The 18,017-nt window shown below is 64.5% G+C and carries 15 protein-coding genes; 6 read left to right on the forward strand and 9 right to left on the reverse strand.

Annotated elements, in window-relative coordinates; genetic code table 11:
* Positions 1–52: 52 nt before the first annotated feature.
* Both mnmG and mnmE read right to left on the reverse strand, forming a co-directional pair.
* Complete coding sequence (mnmG, locus tag EOA36_RS06815) at positions 53–1,936, reverse strand: tRNA uridine-5-carboxymethylaminomethyl(34) synthesis enzyme MnmG (protein WP_127276231.1); 1,884 nt, start codon at positions 1,934–1,936, stop codon at positions 53–55.
* Between the two features lie 202 nt (positions 1,937–2,138).
* Positions 2,139–3,467: a tRNA uridine-5-carboxymethylaminomethyl(34) synthesis GTPase MnmE gene (mnmE, locus tag EOA36_RS06820; RefSeq protein WP_127276233.1), complete on the reverse strand. Its 1,329-nt coding sequence runs from the start codon at positions 3,465–3,467 to the stop codon at positions 2,139–2,141.
* A 73-nt stretch (positions 3,468–3,540) separates the two neighbouring features.
* Here mnmE and EOA36_RS06825 point away from each other — a divergent pair, with 73 nt between their 5' ends.
* A complete protein-coding gene (locus EOA36_RS06825) occupies positions 3,541–5,559 on the forward strand; it encodes a thioredoxin domain-containing protein (RefSeq protein WP_127276235.1) in 2,019 nt (672 codons plus the stop codon).
* Positions 5,560–5,638: 79 nt separating this feature from the next.
* Here EOA36_RS06825 and rho read toward each other — a convergent pair whose 3' ends face one another.
* From rho to hemE, 3 genes are all read right to left on the reverse strand, one after another.
* On the reverse strand, positions 5,639–6,904 hold the full coding sequence (gene rho / locus EOA36_RS06830; RefSeq protein ID WP_027145740.1) for a transcription termination factor Rho: 1,266 nt from the start codon (positions 6,902–6,904) through the stop codon (positions 5,639–5,641).
* 166 nt (positions 6,905–7,070) lie between these two features.
* Positions 7,071–7,607, reverse strand: a complete 537-nt coding sequence (gene hemJ / locus EOA36_RS06835) for a protoporphyrinogen oxidase HemJ (RefSeq protein ID WP_127276237.1) — start codon at positions 7,605–7,607, stop codon at positions 7,071–7,073.
* Positions 7,607–8,638 (reverse strand): uroporphyrinogen decarboxylase, encoded by a 1,032-nt coding sequence (hemE, locus tag EOA36_RS06840; protein WP_127276239.1) that lies wholly within the window; start codon positions 8,636–8,638, stop codon positions 7,607–7,609. The genes hemJ and hemE overlap by 1 nt, the downstream gene beginning before the upstream one ends.
* A 404-nt stretch (positions 8,639–9,042) precedes the next feature.
* Here hemE and EOA36_RS06845 point away from each other — a divergent pair, with 404 nt between their 5' ends.
* The 5 genes from EOA36_RS06845 (at position 9,043) to dnaQ (ending at position 13,010) form a co-directional block, all read left to right on the forward strand.
* Positions 9,043–9,864, forward strand: a complete 822-nt coding sequence (locus tag EOA36_RS06845; protein WP_127276242.1) for a pyruvate, water dikinase regulatory protein — start codon at positions 9,043–9,045, stop codon at positions 9,862–9,864.
* Between the two features lie 319 nt (positions 9,865–10,183).
* Positions 10,184–10,783 (forward strand): Maf-like protein, encoded by a 600-nt coding sequence (locus EOA36_RS06850; protein ID WP_127276245.1) that lies wholly within the window; start codon positions 10,184–10,186, stop codon positions 10,781–10,783.
* Positions 10,776–11,618, forward strand: a complete 843-nt coding sequence (locus tag EOA36_RS06855) for a shikimate dehydrogenase (protein ID WP_127276248.1) — start codon at positions 10,776–10,778, stop codon at positions 11,616–11,618. Before EOA36_RS06850 ends, EOA36_RS06855 begins: the two co-directional genes overlap by 8 nt.
* Positions 11,615–12,196 carry a dephospho-CoA kinase gene (gene coaE / locus EOA36_RS06860; protein WP_127276250.1) on the forward strand — a complete coding sequence of 194 codons (582 nt, stop codon included), beginning with the start codon at positions 11,615–11,617 and terminating at the stop codon, positions 12,194–12,196. Before EOA36_RS06855 ends, coaE begins: the two co-directional genes overlap by 4 nt.
* A gap of 88 nt (positions 12,197–12,284) precedes the next feature.
* Positions 12,285–13,010, forward strand: a complete 726-nt coding sequence (gene dnaQ / locus EOA36_RS06865) for a DNA polymerase III subunit epsilon (RefSeq protein ID WP_127276253.1) — start codon at positions 12,285–12,287, stop codon at positions 13,008–13,010.
* Between the two features lie 9 nt (positions 13,011–13,019).
* Here the strand turns inward: dnaQ and EOA36_RS06870 are convergent, their stop codons facing one another.
* From EOA36_RS06870 to EOA36_RS06895, 4 genes are all read right to left on the reverse strand, one after another.
* Positions 13,020–13,970, reverse strand: coding sequence for an alpha/beta hydrolase (locus tag EOA36_RS06870; protein WP_127276255.1), 951 nt, complete (start codon positions 13,968–13,970; stop codon positions 13,020–13,022).
* Positions 13,971–13,988: 18 nt separating this feature from the next.
* On the reverse strand, positions 13,989–14,669 hold the full coding sequence (locus EOA36_RS06875; RefSeq protein WP_127276257.1) for an isochorismatase family protein: 681 nt from the start codon (positions 14,667–14,669) through the stop codon (positions 13,989–13,991).
* Between the two features lie 451 nt (positions 14,670–15,120).
* Positions 15,121–16,425 (reverse strand): Xaa-Pro peptidase family protein, encoded by a 1,305-nt coding sequence (locus tag EOA36_RS06885; RefSeq protein ID WP_127276261.1) that lies wholly within the window; start codon positions 16,423–16,425, stop codon positions 15,121–15,123.
* 320 nt (positions 16,426–16,745) lie between these two features.
* The gene (locus tag EOA36_RS06895) at positions 16,746–17,714 is read right to left on the reverse strand and encodes a GlxA family transcriptional regulator (RefSeq protein ID WP_127276263.1); all 969 of its coding nucleotides are present in this window, start codon (positions 17,712–17,714) and stop codon (positions 16,746–16,748) included.
* Positions 17,715–18,017 lie beyond the last annotated feature (303 nt).

Consider the following 18,017-nt stretch of genomic DNA (forward strand, 5'->3'; position numbering starts at 1 on the left):
TCACGTGACACCGGACAGGCAGCGTGTTGCAGGCTCTTCAGGGAAAACGAGCTCACGCAACGTCCCTCTGCTCGGCCTTTTGTGCGGATTCCCAATGGCGGACATGCGCGACGATGATCGCCAGCGCTGCCGGCGTCATGCCTTCCATGCGCTGTGCATCCGCGATGGAGCGCGGCCGCCTCGCCTGCATCTTCTGTTTCAGCTCATTGGACAGTCCGGGCACGCCGGCGAAATCGACCGTCTCCGGGATCAGCCGGCTCTCTTCATGCCGGATCTGCGCGACATCCGTGCTCTGGCGATCGAGATAGACCGAATATTTCGCTTCCGTTTCGAGACGCTCGGCGGTCTTGGCGTCGATGTCGTGAAACTTCGGCTCGACCCTGGCCAACCAGGCCACGTCGACACCGGGATAGGCCAGTAGTTCAAAGCCGGACCGGCGCACGCCGTCGCGGTTGATCTCCAGACCGTGCCGTGCCGCCTCGTTCGGCGTCATGGTCAGCGAAAGCGCCAGCTGGCGCGCTTCGTCGAGCCGCCGCATGACATCGGCATAACGCTGCATCCGTCGCGCCGAGGCGATCCCAAGCTTGTCGGCCAGCGGGGTCAGCCGCTCATCGGCGTTGTCGGCGCGCAGCGACAGCCGGAACTCGGCCCGCGAGGTGAACATCCGATAGGGTTCGCTGATGCCGCGGCTGGTCAAATCGTCGACCATCACGCCGATATAGGCCTGGGTGCGGCTGAGGACGACCTGCTTGCCCCCTCCGGCGCGCCGCGCGGCATTGAGGCCGGCGAGCAGGCCCTGTCCAGCCGCCTCTTCATAGCCGGTCGTGCCGTTGATCTGCCCGGCGAGAAAGAGCCCGGCGACGCGCTTGGTCTCCAGTGTCTGATGCAGTTCGCGCGGATCGACGTGGTCGTATTCTATGGCATAGCCGGGCTGCAGCATGACCGCACGCTCCAGCCCCGGAATGGTCTTGAGGATATCGAGCTGAACGTCTTCCGGTAGCGAGGTCGAAATCCCGTTGGGATAGACAGTGTGGTCGTCGAGCCCTTCCGGCTCGAGAAAGATCTGGTGCCCGTCCCGATCGCCGAACTTGACGATCTTGTCCTCGATCGACGGGCAATAGCGCGGCCCGACGCCTTCGATCGAGCCGGAATACATCGCCGAACGGCCAAGATTGGCGCGGATCAGCTCATGCGTCGCCGTCGTCGTGCGGGTAATGCCGCAATCGATCTGCTGTGTGACGATGCGGTCGGTCATCAGGGAGAACGGCACGGGCTGCTCGTCCGCCGCCTGGCTGTCGAGCGATGCCCAGTCGATGGTCCGCCCATCGAGCCGCGGTGGCGTGCCGGTCTTGAGCCGCCCGAGCTTAAACCCGGCGCGGTCCATCGTCGCCGACAATCCCATGCTGGCCTTCTCGTTCATGCGGCCGGCGACGATCTTCTTCTCGCCGATGTGGATGAGACCGCGCAGGAAGGTCCCCGTCGTCAGCACCACGGCGCCGCAGGCAAGCCGGCGGCCGTCCGCCAGCAGAACCGCGGCGATCTTTCCATCTGGCATTTCGAAATCGAGAACTTCGCCCTCGACGACGTCGAGATCATTCTGCTGCCGAATCGCTTCCTGCATGGCAAGGCGATAGAGCTTCCTGTCGGCCTGCGTGCGCGGACCCCGCACCGCTGGCCCCTTGCGGCGGTTGAGCAGACGAAACTGGATCCCGGCGGCGTCCGCCACGCGGCCCATCAGCCCGTCCATGGCGTCGATCTCGCGCACCAGATGCCCCTTGCCGAGACCGCCGATCGCCGGATTGCACGACATGACGCCGATCGTATCGAAACGCAGCGATACCAGAGCGGTGCTGGCGCCGGCGCGCGCGGCCGCGCCGGCAGCCTCGCAACCGGCATGGCCGCCGCCCACCACAACCACATCATAGTGATCGGTCATTTTACATAGGTCCCGGACTCAATGAGATGAGCGACACATGTCCCTGCGAGGCCATGCTGTCAAGAAAACTTCCGCGCGACGTTTCACGTGAAACAGGGAAAGGCTGCTTCTGTCCGCGTTTCACGTGAATCACGGCCCCAAGACTGTTTCACGTGAGTCAGTCGGAGGAGGCCCTGCCAGCGACCGCAGTGTTTCACGTGAGTCACTTTCCGATGCAGAACTGGGAAAAGATCACGTCCAGCAAGTCCTCGACGTCTACGGCGCCCACGATTCGCCCCAGCCGGTCGGCTGCCAGGCGCAGTTCTTCGGCGCGCAGTTCCTGCGCGGTCCGTTCATCGGCGGCGCGGTGCAGATGCCGGTTCGCGGCATTGAGCAGCTCGACATGGCGTAGCCGCGACGGCAGCACATCGCCGGCAGCGCCCGCTGCCTGACTGGCGCGGCGCCCGATCTCCGCCAGCAATCCATCCACGCCCGTCCCGTCGATCACCGATATGCCAAACTCATAGCGCCGAACCCCATTGTGAGCCGCTTCGCTGTCAAGCAGATCAAGCTTGGTGCCAACGCGCAATGCCGGCGCCGTCACTGTCAGCGGACCCGCATCCCTTGGGTTGGCGGCGTCCTCGAGCAACAGCACGAGATCGGCGCGATCCGCCTTGGCTTTCGCCTTCCCTATGCCAATCGCCTCGACCTTCCCCGGCGCATCCCGCAACCCGGCCGTATCGGTCAGCCTGACACGCAGGCCTTCGAGGTCCAGCACCACCTCCAGCAGGTCGCGGGTGGTGCCGGGTTCATCCGTTACAATAGCCGCATCGCGCCGCGCCAAGGCATTGAACAGGCTGGACTTGCCGGCATTGGGCGCGCCGAGGATGACGACTTCGAAGCCGTCGCGGATGATTTCGGCGGCGTGGAATCCCGCTATGTGGCGGTCAATTTCCGACATCATCGACCGCACGTCTGACCAAACCGTATCCGAAACGGAACCCGGTACGTCATCCTCATCGGCGAAGTCGATCTCCGCCTCGATCATCGCCCGCGCATGGATCAGGCGCCGACGCCAATTGAGGTAGAGCTCGCGCTGCGCGCCTTCGGCATTTTGGATAGCAAAACGCCGCTGCGCTTCCGTCTCGGCGTTGACGAGGTCGGCCAGCGCCTCGGTCTCGACCAGGTCGACCTTGCCATTGAGGAACGCGCGGCGCGTGAACTCTCCAGGTTCGGCATGCCTGACGCCGTCAAAGCCAGCGATCGTCTCCAGCATCCTGGCCACCACGGCGCGGCCGCCATGAACATGAAACTCGGCGACATCCTCACCGGTGAAGCTCGCGGGCCCGGGGAAGAAGAGAACCAAACCGCTGTCGAGCAGCGTTCCATCCGCCGCCTTGAACCTGCGCAGAACCGCGCTCCGCTCTTTAACCACGCCGCCGGCAATCGTTTCGACAACGAATCGAGTCCGTGGGCCGGATATGCGCAGCACTGCGACGCCGGCGGGGAGCCGGCCGCTCGACAGCGCCACGATCGATTCGCCTGAAATCATTTGCCCGCTCTACCGAACCGCCCTAGCTTCCGCCTCATCACCGCCCCCGGATTGCCCCGAAAGTTTGGCCCTTGTGACTTTGCCCGCGCGAAACCTGCTTGCCGACGAGGCCAGCCCCTATCTGCAGCAGCACAGCGGCAATCCCGTGCACTGGCGGGGATGGTCGCCGGCATCGCTGGAAGAAGCAAAGGCGCTGGACAGGCCTATCCTGCTCTCCATCGGCTATGCCGCCTGCCACTGGTGCCATGTCATGGCCCATGAAAGCTTCGAGAATGACGACGTCGCCGCCGTCATGAACCGTCTGTTCGTCAATATCAAGGTCGACCGCGAGGAGCGCCCCGACATCGACCAGATCTACATGGCGGCCCTGTCCTCAATGGGCGAGCAGGGCGGCTGGCCGCTGACCATGTTCCTGACGCCGGACGGCAAGCCGTTCTGGGGCGGCACCTATTTCCCGCGCGAGCCGCGTTATGGCCGTCCGGGATTCATCCAGGTGATGGAAGCGGTCGACAAGGCCTGGCGCGACAAGCGGACGAGCCTGCACCAGAGCGCCGATGGCCTGACCTCCCATGTCGAGGCACGGCTCTCGGCCACGCATGCCAAGGCGCTTCTCGATCGCGATACGCTGTCCGACCTTGCCGGCCGCATCGGCGGCATGGTCGACCGCGACCGCGGCGGCCTCGCCGGCGCGCCGAAATTCCCGAACGCGCCGTTCATGCAAACGTTGTGGCTGTCCTGGCTGCGCGACGGCAATGCCGCGCATCGTGACGACGTTCTCACCAGCCTCGAACATATGCTGAGCGGCGGCATCTACGATCACATCGGCGGCGGGCTCAGCCGCTATTCGACGGACGCCGAATGGCTGGTGCCGCATTTCGAGAAGATGCTCTACGACAACGCCCAACTCATCCGTTTCTGCAACTGGGCTCACGCGGCTACCGGCAACAATCTGTTCCGGATACGAATCGAAGACACGGTCGATTGGCTGCTGCGCGAAATGCGGGTCGACGGCGGCGCCTTTGCCGCCAGTCTCGACGCCGACAGCGATGGCGAGGAAGGGCTGTTCTACACCTGGAGCAGGGAAGAGATCGAATCCGTCTTTGGCGGCGATTCAGTTTTGTTTTTCAAATACTTCACGCTTTCCAGCCCGCCCGGTTGGGAAGGCAAGCCAGTGGTCCACCAGACCCTCTCCCAGCAAGCGCTTGGTGTGGGGGACCGGGACCAGTTGGTGCCGCTCAAGGCAAGGCTTCTCGCTGTGCGGGAAGAACGCGTCAGGCCGGGCCTGGATGCAAAGATCCTTACCGACTGGAACGGCCTGATGATCGCCGCCCTCGCCGAAGCTGGCCGCTCGCTGGCCCGCCCGAATTGGGTCGAGGCGGCGGCAAAGGCCTTTGCCCATGTCAGCGCCGCCAGCCGCGACAATCGCTTGCCGCATTCCATGCTCGGCGCCCGGAAATTGTTTCCCGCTCTGTCGAGCGACTATGCCGCTATGACCAACGCCGCGATCTCGCTGTTCGAAGCCACGGGCGATTGGAATTATGTCGAAAAGGCCAGCCAGTTCCTCGAACAACTGGACCGTTGGCACGCCGACGCCGAAGGGGCGGGCTACTATCTGACGGCCTCGGACAGCACCGACGTGCCGATCCGCATCAGGGGGGATGTCGACGAGGCCATTCCGTCGGCGACCAGCCAGATCATCGAGGCGCAGCTCCGGCTCGCCTCCCTCACCGGCAATCTCGACTTGCAGGAGAAGGCGTGGAAAACCGCCGAGCACGCCGCCGGCCGCGCCGCGCATCAGGCCTATGGCCAGACGGGCATCGTCAATGCCTGCGCGCTCGTCATCGAGCCGCTGAAACTGGTCATCGTCGATGGGCCGGAGGATCCGAAGCTCATTCCGGTCGCGAATCGAAATCCCGATCCGCGTCGCGTCGATATCGTCGTGCCGATCGGTACGGCGGCGAATCGACCCCTGCTGCCCGGCGGAATCCTGCCGCCGACCAACCGGCGCGGCGCCTGGTTCTGCACCGGCCAGGTCTGCCTGCCGGTGGTTACGGATCCGGATGAGCTGGAAGGATTGCTGCGGCGACCCTAACTCGCCGCGAGATGATAGGCAGGAAGCGGACACGGCGCAGATCCGAGAACGAAGAGGAGGGGGCGAACCCCCTCCGAACTCAAGTGTTCATCGAATCGAAGAAATCGCCATTGGTCTTGGTCTGCTTCAGCTTGTCGATCAGGAATTCGATCGCGTCGGTGGTTCCCATCGGCGCCAGGATACGGCGCAGCACGAAGATCTTCTGCAGGTCCTGGCGCGACACCAGCAGGTCTTCCTTGCGGGTACCGGACTTGAGGATGTCGATTGCCGGATAGATGCGCTTGTCGGCCACCTTGCGGTCGAGCTGGATTTCGCAGTTGCCGGTGCCCTTGAACTCTTCGAAGATGACTTCGTCCATGCGGCTGCCGGTGTCGATCAGCGCCGTGGCGATGATGGTCAGCGAGCCGCCCTCCTCGATGTTGCGGGCGGCACCGAAGAAGCGCTTCGGCCGCTGCAGCGCGTTGGCGTCGACACCACCGGTCAGCACCTTGCCGGATGACGGCACGACGGTGTTGTAGGCGCGGCCGAGGCGAGTGATCGAATCCAGCAGGATCACCACATCACGGCCGTGCTCGACCAGGCGCTTGGCCTTCTCGATGACCATTTCGGCGACCTGGACGTGGCGCACGGCCGGCTCGTCGAAGGTCGAGGAGATCACCTCGCCTTTGACCGAACGCTGCATGTCGGTCACTTCCTCCGGTCGCTCGTCGATCAGAAGCACGATCAGATAGCATTCCGGATGATTGGCGGTGATCGAGTGCGCGATGTTCTGCAACAGCACCGTCTTGCCGGTGCGCGGCTGTGCGTTGATCAAAGCGCGCTGGCCCTTGCCGATCGGCGCCACCAGGTCGATCACGCGAGGCGATATGTCCTTGCTGGGCGGATTGTCGACCTCCATCTTCAGCCGCGAGGTCGGATAGAGCGGCGTCAGATTGTCGAAGTGGATCTTGTGGCGGATCTTCTCGGGATCGTCAAAATTGATCGTGTTGACCTTGAGCAGCGCGAAATAGCGCTCGCCCTCCTTCGGGCTGCGGATCGGTCCTTCGACCGTATCGCCGGTCTTCAGCGAAAAGCGCCGGATCTGCGACGGCGAGATATAGATGTCGTCGGGACCTGGCAGGTAGTTGGCATTGGCGGAGCGCAGGAAGCCGAAACCGTCCTGCAGCACCTCGACCACACCGTCGCCGATGATTTCGATGTCCTGGGCGGCGAGCTTCTTGAGGATCGCGAACATCAGTTCCTGCTTGCGCATGACACTGGCGTTCTCGACCTCGAGCGATTCGGCATAAGCGATCAGCTCTGGCGGCTTCTTGTTCTTGAACTCGGTGAGTTTCATTTCTTGCATTAGACGGACTCTGGGTAGGCTTTGGGGAAAAAAATCGGCGGGATGCGACAAATGCCGGGCGCGGCCGAAAGCAATGAGGGGCGGCGCATGACGGGAAGGAAGACCCGTCTTGTATCGTCGGTCGGCTGAAAGAGCAAGCCGCCTTTTGATGGGGCCGGATGAAGCCTCAGAAGGGCTTCACTACGACCAGGATCACGATTGCGATCATCAGCAATGTGGGGATCTCATTGACGATCCGCCAGTGCCTTGCCGTTTTTTCGTTGCGGTCCTCGGCGAATTTGCGCACCGCGGCGGCCAGATAGCCGTGAATGCCCGACATAAGCAGCACCAAGCCGATCTTGGCATGCAGCCAGCCGCCCTGGAACGCGAAGATCTTCCAGGCCAGCCACAGCCCGAACAGCCAGGTGAGGATCATCGCCGGATTGATGATGCCGCGCAGCAGACGCCGCTCCATCACCTTGAAGGTTTCGGATTGGACGGAGCCCTTCTCCGCGTCGACGTGATAGACAAACAGCCGCGGCAGATAGAGCATGCCGGCCATCCAGGAAATGACGGCGAGGATATGGATCGCCTTTGCCCAGGGATAGAAGCTTTCCGGTGCGAAGAAAAACAAAAGCGCGGTGAGAACAATCAGGACTGCGATGCCGACGGCCATGCGCTTCATCGCCTGGCCGGTGCTGTTGGTGTCATCTCTGTCAGCCATCAGCGTGCCGCGCTCCGGACCTGTTTCACCATCGCCTCGACATGCGCCACCGGCGTGTCAGGGGTGACGCCGTGGCCGAGATTGAAGATCAGCGGCCCGTCCCCCAACGCCTCGAGGATCGCCTCGACGCCATCGGCCAGCGCCTGCCCGCCGGCCACAAGCCGCAAGGGATCGAGGTTGCCCTGGACCGCTCCTTGCCGCTGCAACGCCTTCGCTGCCTCGAGCGGCACCGTCCAGTCGATGCCGAGCCCGGTCACGCCGGTCTTGGCGCGATAGCTCTGGTAGCGCGCTCCTGCCCCCTTGGGAAAACCGATGATGGGCACGTCGGGATGGACGGCCCGAACCTGCCTGACGATTTCGGCCACCGGTTCGACGCAGCACTGTTCGAACGATACATCGTCGAGCACCCCCGACCAGGAATCGAAGATCTGCACGACATCCGCGCCGGCCTCGATCTGGCGGATCAGGTAGGAAGCCGAATGATCGGCGAGCACTTTCAGCAGCTGCCGAAACGCGGCCGGCTCGCGGTAGGCGAACAGCCGCGCCGGCGCCTGGTCCGGCGTACCGTGACCGGCGATCATGTAGGTCGCCACCGTCCATGGCGCGCCGCAGAAGCCGATCAGCGTCGTCTCGTCGGGCAATTTCGCCCGCAGCCTCCGAACCGTCTCGTAGACCGGCTCGAGATTCACGTGAAACATCTCGCTTCCCAGCGCCGCGATCTCGGCCGCGGAAATCGGCGTCAGCAGCGGCCCGCGCCCTTCCTCGAAGCGCACGTCGCGGCCAAGCGCATGGGGAACGACAAGGATGTCCGAGAACATGATCGAAGCGTCGAAGCCGAAGCGCTCGATCGGCTGCAGCGTCACTTCGACGGCAAGGTCGGGGTCGTAGCAGAGATCCAGGAAGGACCCGGCACGCTTTCGCGTTTCCCTATATTCCGGCAGATAGCGCCCGGCCTGGCGCATCATCCAGAGCGGAGGAGGAAACACCGCCTTGCCCTTCAGGACATCCAGCATGATCCGTCTTGCAGGCATCGAGCGCTCGCCTCTCCCGGCTTCCTCTTAATCAAATATCTTATTTTAAAAGAGTCTTCTGATTCTAAGAGTCTGTTGGTTGTGGTGGTTGTCACCTGTCCCGCTTTGGCCGCCAAAACGCCAGCAAGCATATTGTCGCGCACTCCCGATCGCGGTTTGCAGGGTTCTGGGGACAATCAGGAATCTCGCAGGCGAGTCAATGCGCTAGATCGACCACCCTCGAAGCCTCCCCTGTGGACAGGCGAAAGGCAAAACGTCTCGTCCACGAACTTGTCCCCAGCCGTCCGGCGAAGCTGACAGCGCATCGAATTGTGGACAAACCGGCATCTGATACAGTCGCCCCTGGCCAGCACGCCCGCCTGTCCAACCTTATCCACATCCGCCCACAGCCCCAGGTGACCCCTGTGAACAAACCCCAGAGCTTCTTCCACCTGCATCTGATTTCCGACGCCACGGGGGAAACGCTGCTCGCCGCCGGCCGCGCCGCTTCGGCGCAGTACAAGGATGCGCGCGCCATCGAGCACATCTACCCGCTCATCCGCACCGAAAAGCAGATAGCCAAGGTGTTCGAGGACATAGAGGAGGAGCCGGGCATCATCCTCTACACGGTCGTCGATCAGAAGCTGGCGCGCGGCATCGACGAACGCTGCGCGGCCATGGGCCTGCCTTGCGTGTCCGTGCTGGAACCCGTGCTCACCGTGTTCCAGTCCTATCTCGGCACCCCGGCCGGCCGCCGCGTCGGCGCCCAGCATGTTCTCGACGCCGAATATTTCCGCCGTATCGATGCGCTCAATTTCACCATGGACCATGATGACGGACAGCTGCCGGCAAACATGGATGACGCCGATGTCGTGCTGATCGGCATATCGCGCACGTCGAAGACGCCGACCAGCATCTATCTCGCCAACCGTGGCATCAAGACCGCCAACATCCCGATCGTGCTCGGCGTGCCGGTGCCCGAAAGCCTGGTCACCGCCAGGACACCGCTGATCGTCGGATTGATCGCCACCGCCGAGCGCATCTCGCATGTGCGCCAGAACCGCATCCTCGGCAATTCGAGCACCTACGTGTCGACCGACTATGTCGACCGCGCCGCCATCAACGAGGAGCTCGCCTACGCCCGCCAGATCTGCACCCGCCACGGCTGGCCGATGATCGACGTCAGCCGCCGCTCGATCGAGGAGACCGCCGCGGCCATCGTTGCCCTGCGGGGGAAGACGAGATAATTGGGGCCGGGCTGCGCGGTGACGGCATCCCACCGCCGCGAAGCTCGAAGGTCACGGCATGGATCCTAGGGTCTGCGCCGCGTCGCTTCGCTCCTTGCTTCGCCCTAGGATGACGAAGAGAGGATCGTCTCTGCCAATCTCCACCGTTGGTGATTGGCGATGAACCACTATGCCTTCGTCATCCTAGGGCGGAGCAGGAGCGAAGCTCCGTCGCGGAGACCCTAGGATCCATGCCGTTACAGTGGCCGAAGAGCGCAACGGTTTTCTGGTTGGGGGAACATCGCGACGGCGGTTGGAAAGGCAATCAGGCGAACCACCCATGACCGAAAAAATCATCCTCGCCTCCGGCAGTCCGTTCCGCAAGGCGATGCTCGTCAATGCCGGGCTCGACATCGAGGCGGTTCCCGCGACGCTGGACGAGCGGGCGCTGGAAGCGCCGTTGCAGGACAGCGGCGCCTCGCCCGAGGACGTCGCCCTGGTGCTGGCCGAAGCCAAGGCCACGGAAGTCAGCGAGCGCCGGCCCGGCGCGCTGGTGCTCGGCTGCGACCAGACGCTGTCGCTCGGCGACGAGGTGTTCCACAAGCCGGCCGACATGGAAGGCGCGCGCCGCCATCTCCTGGCGCTGTCGGGCAAGACCCATCAGTTGAACAGCGCCGCCGTGCTGGTGCGCGACGGCAAGGTGCTGTGGCGCCATGTCGGCATCGCCTCGATGACCATGCGCAAGCTCGACCCCGCCTTCATCGGACGCCATCTCGCCCGGGTCGGCGCCAAGGCATTGTCGAGCGTCGGCGCCTATCAAATCGAGGGCGAAGGCATCCAGCTGTTCGAAATAATCGAGGGCGATCATTTTACCATTGTCGGCCTGCCGCTGCTGCCGCTGCTGGCGGAACTGCGCACACTGGGAGCCATCGATGGCTGAGGCAATGAAGAAGGCCTTCGTCACCGGCCATCCGATAAAACATTCGCGCTCGCCGATGATCCACGGTCACTGGCTGGCCGAACATGGCATTGACGGCAGCTACCAGGCGATCGACGTGGCGCCGCGGGATTTCGCCGATTTCCTGGCGAGCATGCAGGCCAATGGCTATCGCGGCGGCAACGTCACCATCCCGCACAAGGAGGCGGCCTTTGCCGGGGTCGCGCGCCGCGACCATGCGGCGGACGAAATCGGCGCCGTCAACACGCTGTGGCTCGAGGACGGCACCTTGTGGGGCGGCAACACCGACGGCCACGGCTTTGCCGCCAATCTCGACGACTACGCTCCGGGCTGGGCATCCAATGGCCCGGCCGTGGTGCTGGGTGCCGGCGGTGCCGCCCGCGCGGTCATCCACGCGCTGAAGGAGCGCGGCCTCAAAGACATCCGCATCGTCAACCGCACGCTCGCCCGGGCGATCGAATTGCGCGACCGCTTTGGCGCCGGCGTTTCGGCGCACGAGGTGGCCGCGACCGCCGAATTGCTGGGCGACGCCGGCCTGCTGGTCAACACCACCGCGCTGGGCATGCAGGGCAATGAGGGTCTGCCCGCCGACCCCACGCTGCTTCCCGACCATGCCGTGGTCAACGACATCGTCTACGTGCCGCTCGAGACCCCCCTGCTCGCCGCCGCGCGGGCACGGGGGCTGAAGACGGTCGACGGGCTCGGCATGCTGCTCAACCAGGCGGTGCCGGGCTTCGAGCGCTGGTTCGGCGTCAGGCCGAAGGTGACGGCTGAGCTCCGCGCGATCATCGTTGCCGATCTGGTGCGCAAACCATGATCGTGCTCGGCCTCACCGGCTCGATCGGCATGGGCAAGTCGACCACGGCCAGGATGTTCACCGAGGCCGGCGTGCCGGTGCATGATTCGGACGAGACGGTGCACCGCCTCTATGCCGGCAAGGCGGCTCCCCTGGTCGAGGCCGCCTTTCCCGGCACCACCGCCGACGGAAGCGTCGACCGCGCAAAACTCGGCGCCCGTGTGCTCGGCGACGCGGCGGCCTTGAAAAAGCTCGAAGCCATCATCCATCCGCTGGTCCGCGCCGATGCCGACGCCTTCCTGGCCAAGCATCGTAACGCCGGCGAATCGATCGCGGTCCTCGACATCCCGCTGCTGTTCGAAACCGGCGGCCGTGGCCGGGTCGACAAGGTCGTCGTGGTCACCGCGCCGGCTGAAGTCCAGCGCCAGCGCGTGCTGGCACGGCCTGGCATGAGCGAGGAAAAACTGGCGTCGATCCTGGCCAAGCAGGTGCCGGATGCGGAAAAGCGACGGCTGGCCGATTTCGTCATCGACACCGGCCAGGGACTGGACGCCGCGCGCGCCGCGGTTGCTTCGATCATTGCCGAACTTCGGGGATAAGCGGGGCTGCTGACGGCATGCCGTCAGCATTGCCCATTGCCATTTTGTTCCGGTCTCGTGATTCTGCTCCTTTGGAGCAACTGATTCGATGCGCGAGATCATTTTCGATACCGAAACCACCGGCCTCGATTCGCGCGACGACCGCGTGATCGAGCTTGGCGGTGTCGAGCTGGTCAATCGTTTTCCGACCGGCAGGACCTTCCATCATTATATCAACCCGCAAGGGCGCGCGATCCACGCCGAGGCGCAGTCCGTGCACGGCATCAGCGCTGCCGATCTCGCGGGCAAGCCGACCTTCGCCGAAATCGCCGAGGAATGGCTGCGGTTCACGGAAGGCGCCAAGCTGGTCGCCCACAACGCCACATTCGATATCGGCTTCCTCAATGTCGAATTCGGCCGGCTCGGTCATCCGCCCGTCGATAACGGGCTTGTCGTTGATACGCTGGCCCTGGCGCGCCGCAAGCACCCGATGGGTCCCAATTCGCTCGACGCGCTGTGCCGGCGCTACGGCATCGACAATACCAAGCGTACCAAGCACGGAGCCCTGCTCGATTCCGAATTGCTGGCCGAAGTCTATATCGAGCTGATCGGCGGCAAGCAGGCGGCTCTCATTCTCGACAGCGCCACCGCGCCGGCCCAGGGCGAGAACGTCCGCCATATCGAGATCATCGTCGCCGAACGGCCGGCGCCGCTCGTGCCGCGCCTCACCGAAGCAGAGCGCGCGGCGCACGCCGCCATGGTCGCCACGCTTGGCGAAAAGGCGCTTTGGCTGAAGGCAACGTCGTCCGAGGCAAGTGCCGCGACCTCGTCGTAACCCGGACCTTCAGTACGGCCACTCACCTCGGCCCAGCGCGGCAACCGCCGCGATGATGCGCGCAAAGGCTTCCGCCGCGGCCGGCACTGTGGTGCGAGCGCGCAGGAAACTGTGCACGAGGCGGGGCTCCTGATGCCAACAGGCCTTGCCGCCGGCGTCCAGGATGCGGTCGCGATAGGCCTCGCCATCCGACGACAGCGGATCGCATTCGGCCGTTACGATCACCGTAGGCGGCAGGCCGGAAAAGTCCGTGTCGCGCAGCGGTGAAAAGGTCGGATCGTCGGGCGATTGCTTCCTGGCTGACCTGACGTCGCGATAGAAGGCGGCATCGCCTGTCGACAGCAGCGGCGCATCGGCGTGTTCGACATAGGAGCCCACCGCCTCGTTGCCGCCGAGATCGGGATAGATCAGCACCTGGCCGATCGCGGCGCGCGGATGGTGACGCGTGGCCTGCGCCAGCGCCGCCGCCAGACTGCCGCCCGCGCTTTCGCCGCACAGCACCAGCGGCAGGCCGCTGCTTGCGGCCGCCCATTCGAAAGCCGCCAGCGCATCGTCGAAGGCGGCGGGGTGAAGGTGCTCGGGCGCCAGCCGGTAGTCGACCGACAGCACGTCGAAGCCGGTGCCGGCGCAGATTTCGGCGCAGATGTCGTCATGGCTTTCGAGCCCGCCGAGGATGAAGCCGCCGCCGTGGAAATAGAGCACTGTCGCATGCGGCGCCGCGCCGGCGAGCCGGTAACGGCGGACCGGGATGCCATGCTTGGAAGCGGCGACCAAGCTGTCGCGGGCCCTGACCCCGGGCGGTCTGCCCTGATGGAAGGCGCGGCACATCCTGGCATAGACCGCGCGCTGCTTGTCGACCGGCAGGCCTGATATCTCGGGCGGATACCAGGCGTTGACGCTGTCGATATAGGCCCAGAGTGCCGGGTCGAGCCGGGTTCCGTATTTGCCGCGGCCGGTCATCTCGGTCCGCGGGACACGTCAAAGCTCGGCATAGAGACGGGCGGCATTTTCAAAGGTGAAGCGCAGGGGCACCGAGCCTTCGACCTGCCAGACGGTGACCGTCTCGCCGGCCAGCAGCCGGCAGGCGCCGTCGGTGTCGGCAACCGCGCCGCCATAGAGCCGGTTGGCGAGGTTGAGGATGCCGGTCTGGTGCATGGCCGCGCTGCCGCTGCCGCAGGCATCCTTGACCAAGAGCACGCGAAAGCCCTTCGCCACCGCGTCCTTTACGGTGGCGTCGATGCAGGCCTCGGTCCACACGCCCGCGACAACAAGCCATTCGATGCCTGAAGCCTCGAGCCGGTCGGCGGCCGGACCGCTGCGGAACGCGCTGGCCTCGGCCTTGATCAGCAGCGCCTCGCCCTCCGCCGGCGCCACCTCATGGCAGATTTCGGTCAGCGGGTCGCTCTTGTCGGAAAAGGCCGACTTGCCGTCTTCGCCTGTGGGATGAAAGGGCCGGTCCTGGCTGTCGAGATCGACGATATAGGCCCAGTGATGGAGCGGCACATGGTTTTGCCGCGCCGCCGCCTGCAGGCGCTGGACGCCGGCGAGGATCTTTTCGTAATCCTCGACGAGGTAGCGCGGGTCGTGCCGGTGCTCTTCCTGCAGGTCGATGAACACAGCGGCCACCGTGCCGCGCTTGATGGAGATGGGGGCTTTCATGCGGAGGCGCCTGGGTTGCAGGCTGAATCGACCTGGCGGTTGGCAGGCTGGTCAAAAGCCGACATCGTTGCTTTTAGCGGGTTGGCGCAAGCGGTGATGATTGGCCGAAGCCTCCCCGACTTCGTCATCCACGGGCGAAGCAGCCGCGCAGCGGCGTCGCGGAGACCCGAGGATCCATTCCGTGACGTCCATCGAATGGCGCAACGGAGCAGAATTCGGTAACCGTTGCGCGGCATCGACGCCACGGCATGGATCCTAGGGTCTGCGCTGCGTCGCTGCGCTCCTTGCTCCGCCCTAGGATGACGAAGGCGATGCGAGGCGCGTTGACGTCCCGGCATGGATCCTAGGGTCTGCGCCGCGTCGCTGCGCTCCTTGCTTCGCCCTAGGATGACGAAACGATGGGAGGCTGCGCCAACCGTAAAGGCTACGTCACCGAGTGGGGCAGCGGCTATCAAACCTCTTTCTCCAGAAACTCGTCCTCATAGGGGAAGCGCGATAGCAGCTCCGTGCCGGTGTCGGTGATCAGGATCTCGTCCTCCAGCTTGACGCCCTCGCGGCCGCCCTTTTCGCCGATATAGCTTTCCACGCTCACCACCATGCCTGGCACGATATGGCCGTCGCGGCCATAGGTTTCGTAGTCCATGGCATGGGCGATGAACGGTGTTTCGCCATGCATGCCGACGCCGTGCATGACCGAGGTGTAGCGCTGGTCGACGAAGCGGTCCGGGATCTTCCAGGCCTTCTCGGCGATCTCGCGGAAGGCCATGCCGGGCTTGACGATCGAGATGTTGTGCTGAACCTGGTCGTGCGCCATGCGGTAGAGCGACTTCTGGTAAGGAGTCGGCTTGCCCGGACCGCAGCGGAAGGTGCGGGAGAAATCCGAATAATAGCCGTAGCAGCCGATCGTGTCGGTATCGAGCGCCAGCAACTCGCCGGGCCTGATCTTGCGGCCGCTGGCCTCGTTGAACCAGGGATTGGTGCGCTGGCCTGACGTCAACAGCCGCGTCTCGATGAACTCGCCGCCCTGGCGAATCACCTCGCCATACATGATGGCGAACAGCTCGTTTTCGGAGACGCCGGGCTTGATCGCCTCGCGCACGGCATAGACGGCGGCCTCGGCACCGGCCATCGACGCCATCAGGCATTTCACTTCCTCCGGCGTCTTGACCGCGCGCACCGCCAGGATTTCGCCCTGGCAGTCGCGGACCTCGCAGCCGCGCTTTTCCAGCGCCAGCGCCTGCAGGTGGCTGCAACGGTCGAGGCCGAGCTTCATCGAGCCGCCGCCATGCGTCTTCAGGAGCTCGGCGATCTCGTCGGCGAAGGGACCCGCGGTTTCGTCGTCGCGGCCTGACACGGAAGACCAGACGAGCTTGGACGGACGCGCCTCGTCGATCGTGTCGAGTACCATGGAGACATGGTAGCTCTGCGGATATTCGAACAGCACGATCGGCCCTTCGGTCGGGATGAAGAAATAGCGGGTCGAGTTGCGCAGGAAATAGCCGAACATGTTGCGCGAGCCGGTGGCGTAGCGCTGATTATAAGGGTCGAACAGCACGACGCCGCCATAGCCTGCCTCACGCATCCAGCCGCGCAGTTTCGCCAGCCGGCCTTTGCGCAGGGCGTCCGCATCGATGAAGGACGGCTCGGTGTCCGACAGCCACATCCCGCCGGCCGGGTCAGTGGCCACGGGGTGTCGCATGCGGTGCTTGAAGTCGACGTCCTCGGTGCTGTCGGGGTCGAATACGACGATGCTCATGGGGGTTCGGCCTTGGCTGGTTTGCGAGGGCCGAGCATGGCGCAGGCGGGGCGGATGGATTGTGCGGAATACCGCGTTTGTTGTGCGAGATGCCGCTGGCCAACAGGCGCCGTCGCGATCCTTCGCGCCCCCCTCTGCCCTGCCGGGCATCTCCCCCACGAGGGGGGAGATTGGCAGCTTCGCCAACCGCGCCTCCGTCTTCGATGTTGGAGATAGGCGAAAGCCGAGGTGGCAGCGATCTCCCCCCATGTGGGGGAGATGTCCGGCAGGACAGAGGGGGGCGCTGTCCCGCCAACATCTCACAGCTTCAGCGGGCGCCCCTAATGCCGTCTTGCCTGCTTCGGCGCGTGCCCATGCTCCTCGCGAAAGGCCCGGGCGAAACTCGACATCGAGGCAAAGCCGCAGGCCAGCGCCACGTCGCGCACGGCGAGCGTCGAGTGGGCTAGGAGATCGGCGGCGCGTTTCAGCCGCAGGCGCCGGTAGTAGCCGTTGGGCGAGATGTCGAGTTCGGAGCGGAAGGAGCGTTCGAGCTTGTCGGAGGAGACGCCGAGTTTCGCGGTGAGTTCGGCCATGCCGAGCCTTTCCTCGACCGCGTCCTCCATGATGGCGATGGCCGACAGAACCAGCTCGTTCTGGACGCCGGTGCGCAATCTCAGCGGCATCAGCTTGCGGTCGACGCTCGATCGCAGCTGGCTGTGCACGAACCATTCGGCGACGCCGGCGGCAAGCTCGGCGCCATAGTCCCGGGTGATGATCTCCAGCATCATGTCGAGGCTGCCGACGCCGCCGGCCGACGTGAAGCGCTTGCGATCGATGACGTAGAGATCGCGCCGCAATTCGATGTTGGGAAACGCCTCGGTGAAGGCGGCCTGGCTGGTCCAGTGCAAGGTGCAGGCATGGCCGTCGAGCAGGCCCGCGCGCGCGAGGAAGAAGGCGGCATCCGCCACCGCGCCGATATGGGCGCCATTGCGCAGGCTGCGGCGTATCCAGCTCGCCGCGTCCTCGGCGACGAGATGATCGGCGTCGCCGCCCGAGCAGACGACGATGCGGTCGACCTTGGGTGCTGCCTCGGCATAGAACCCTGGCTGGATGACGACGCCGTTCGACGCCTCGACCGGACCCTGGGTCGCACCAACGATTATCCAGCGGTAGCATTCCCGCTTCGCCAGCACATTGACGGCGCGCAGCGGCTCGATGACCGAGCTGAACGCCATCATCGGAAAACCGGGGAATACCAGCACCGCGAAGGTGAGGGGCTCGGTGGGTTCGGGTGGGTCGCGCGTGGCCATGGGGCGCAATAGTTCGGACAGATGGGGCTTGTGGTCAATTGCCATTCCGGAACGTTGGCGCCGCCCCTCATTACCCTGCCGGGCATTTCTCCCCGTATAGAGACGGGGAGAAAGAAGCAGCCGTGACCTCGGTGCCAAATCCTGCAACGTCGCCGATTGGCGAAACCGCCGAGGAAAGTGTCCAGCCGATAGATGGGTAACAGATTGAACCGGATACATAGGTAACAGTTCTCCCCCTATGCATCCGCCGCAGCGCCAAGCGGTTTGGTTGGCGCGGCGCTGCGGCGGACGAGCTTCATACGT

It is taken from the genome of Mesorhizobium sp. M8A.F.Ca.ET.021.01.1.1 (genome assembly GCF_003998025.1).
Taxonomy (GTDB): domain Bacteria; phylum Pseudomonadota; class Alphaproteobacteria; order Rhizobiales; family Rhizobiaceae; genus Mesorhizobium.